Genomic DNA, 2,817 nt, shown 5'->3' with positions numbered 1-2,817 from the left:
CTTTACTGTAGAAGGTCATCTCAAACAAGCTTTAAAGGATAACATCCCCTCTATTTCTCATAGAAGCAAGGCGTTTGAAAGCATCTACAGCACGGCAGTCTCTAACCTTAAAAGTCTATTAGGCCTTGGTGACGATCATCATGTGCTTTTCACATCATCTGCCACTGAGATATGGGAGCGCATCGGGCAAAACTTGATTTCTCATGAATCTTACCATTTAGTGAATGGTGCTTTTTCTTCGCGTTTTCAACAGACCATAGCACAACTAGGTAAAAATGCGATGAGTACAGAAGTTAATGAGGGGGCTGTGGTTGATATAGAAAAGTTACTGATACCGGAAACAACTGAACTTATCTCTTTTACTCAAAACGAGACAAGCACGGGAGCTAGTCAGCCTCTGGAAGATATTTATAAGATTAGGGAGGCATTTAAAGATCAATTAATTGCTGTCGATATGGTCTCTGCTGCACCTGCCGTGACTATTGATTACAACAAAATTGATACGGCCTATTTCTCTGTGCAAAAATGCTTTGGACTACCTGCCGGACTTGGCGTTTGGATTATAAATAACAAGTGTATCGAAAAGGCTGAATCGATTCTAAACCAAGGCGGATCCATCGGTAGCTATCATAGCATACCTGTGATGCTAGAAAAAGCAGTTAAAAATCAGACTCCGGAAACACCAAATGTATTGAACCTCTACTTACTCGCTAAGGTTACAGGTGACATGCTGAACAAAGGTCTTGATCAAATTATAAGAGAAACAAATTATAAATCAGCTGTTCTTTATCAGGCGTTTGAGCAAGCTTCTTACCTTACACCATTGGTAGAAAATCCCGTGCATCGATCTAAAACCACACCCGTAGCAGTATCTTCAGTAGATTCGTCAAAAATCATAGCTGATTTCGAAAAAATAGGCCTCATTTTAGGCGCTGGATATGGGAAAAACAAAAGTAAACATATACGTATTGCCAATTTTCCTACACACAGTAAAGAGCATATCGAAATGATTGCTGATCGACTCGTAGAGGCAAAATATTAAACTTCGTAAACATTTTAATTGTTAGACATAACATTAACTTTGCAAGAAATTTTAGCAACCCCAACTGATGGAACCTTTTAAAGAAATACTAGTAGGACTAGACACCTCTGAACTTGATAAAACGCTCATACGCTACGCATCATTTGTGGCCGATAACTCTTCGGCAGAGCGTATTACTTTTGTCAATATGGTAAGAAACCTTACCATACCTACTCAGGTAAGAAAAGAGTTTCCTCACTTGGCAGAAAATGCCCTCAAGGAAAGGAAAGAATTGATCAGTCAGAGTATAGAAGAACATTTCAATCCTAAAAAGAAAGTAAAGACAAAAGTAGTTGTTAAAAAGGGCCAGGCCCCGATGTTATTGGAAGAAGCCCGCAAATCAAACATCGATTTAATCATAATTGGCCAGAAAAAAACCTTAGACGGTACAGGCGTAACCACGCTTCGTTTGGCGAGAAGGGCCGATTGTAATTTGTTGATTATACCTGAAAATGTTGAACCAAAGGCAGATAAGATATTAGTGCCCATTGACTTTTCTAATCACGCCAAGTTAGCGGTTGAGCAAACTATAGATTTTGTAAAGAAAACCGGTCTCGACACCGAAGTTGTTTGTCAGAATGTATATGCAGTGCCTGCCGGGTATCATTATACGGGCAAAACTTACCAGGAGTTTGCCGAGATTATGAAGAAAAACTCGCAGGAGGCATTTCAGAAGTTCATGAAAAAGATTGACACAAGGGGGGTTTCCATTACAGAAGAGTATTCTTTGGATACCAACGACAACCTGGCCAGTGATATTTATGATTTTGCAGATAAAATTAACCCTGATTTTATTGTGATCGGAGCAAAAGGTCGCACTGCGGCTGCAGCGCTCTTTCTTGGCAGTCTTGCCGAGAAAATGGTAAACGAAAAAATGAATCACCCTCTGCTAGTGGTAAGATTTAAAGGTAGGAATGCCGGTCTACTCGAGACACTGAGGGAGTTTTAGAAAGATAAACCAAACAAAGAAGCAGGAAGTCTCATCCCTTTACGGGGTGGGGCTTCTTTGTTTTTAGGCCTTTTCGCAGTATTTCAGAAAAATTTTTCTTCTATATTAAACCTTTGGAAGAAGCGAGAGTCTAAGCCCCGAACCTTATTCGTTATTTCTCTTGGAAGATAAAGAACTGCTAGAAAAACTACTCAATGAGGAAAGTCGAAATTTCGGCTTTAACCAGTTGGTACGTAAATATCAGGAAAAGATCTATTGGCATATCAGAAAGATGGTAATTGACCATGACGATGCCAACGATCTTGTGCAGGATGTATTCGTAAAAGTATATAACAACATACACAAGTTTAGAGAAGACGCACAGCTGTACACCTGGATTTACCGGATAGCTACCAATGAGTGTCTTTCATTTCTTAACAAAAAGAGAAAACGGTTTTTTTTACCTATAGGCGATGTAGAGGGCGAACTCAACAAAAAGCTTGACTCTTCATCGCACATAGATGGAGATGAGGTACAAATAAAACTGCAAAAGGCTTTGCTGAAGCTACCCGACAAGCAGCGGCTTGTTTTTAACATGAAGTATTTTGATGACATGAAATATGATGAGATAGCCAATATTACTGAAACAAGTGTGGGTGCTTTAAAGGCCAGCTATCATCATGCAGTAAAAAAAATTGAGGAATTATTAAGTGTCGATTAAACCTTTTGATGTTTGATTGATCTAACAAAAAAGTGCTGAGATATGAAGCTAGAAGATATCAAAAAACAAAATATACATAAAGTACCT

3 protein-coding genes are annotated in these 2,817 nt (G+C 39.0%); all 3 read left to right on the top strand.

The genetic code is table 11. The features are described 5' to 3' along the window. Positions 1–1,042: aminotransferase class V-fold PLP-dependent enzyme (locus tag E1176_RS02855; RefSeq protein ID WP_155209069.1), on the top strand; the 1,042-nt coding region annotated here is incomplete at its 5' end. Between the two features lie 67 nt (positions 1,043–1,109). Further along, on the top strand, positions 1,110–2,030 hold the full coding sequence (locus E1176_RS02850) for a universal stress protein (protein WP_155209068.1): 921 nt from the start codon (positions 1,110–1,112) through the stop codon (positions 2,028–2,030). A gap of 160 nt (positions 2,031–2,190) precedes the next feature. Further along, positions 2,191–2,730 (top strand): RNA polymerase sigma factor, encoded by a 540-nt coding sequence (locus E1176_RS02845; RefSeq protein WP_155209067.1) that lies wholly within the window; start codon positions 2,191–2,193, stop codon positions 2,728–2,730. Positions 2,731–2,817: the final 87 nt, after the last annotated feature.

The sequence above is a fragment of the Fulvivirga aurantia genome (assembly GCF_009711475.1).
GTDB lineage: Bacteria > Bacteroidota > Bacteroidia > Cytophagales > Cyclobacteriaceae > Fulvivirga > Fulvivirga aurantia.
The sequence above is the reverse complement of the archived record's forward strand: the minus strand, read 5'-3'. Positions and strand labels throughout refer to the sequence as shown.

Coding starts and splice junctions, on each gene's coding strand:
- E1176_RS02850 (WP_155209068.1), top strand. CDS start 1,110: ATGGAACCTTTTAAAGAAATACTAGTAGGACTAGACACCTCTGAACTT.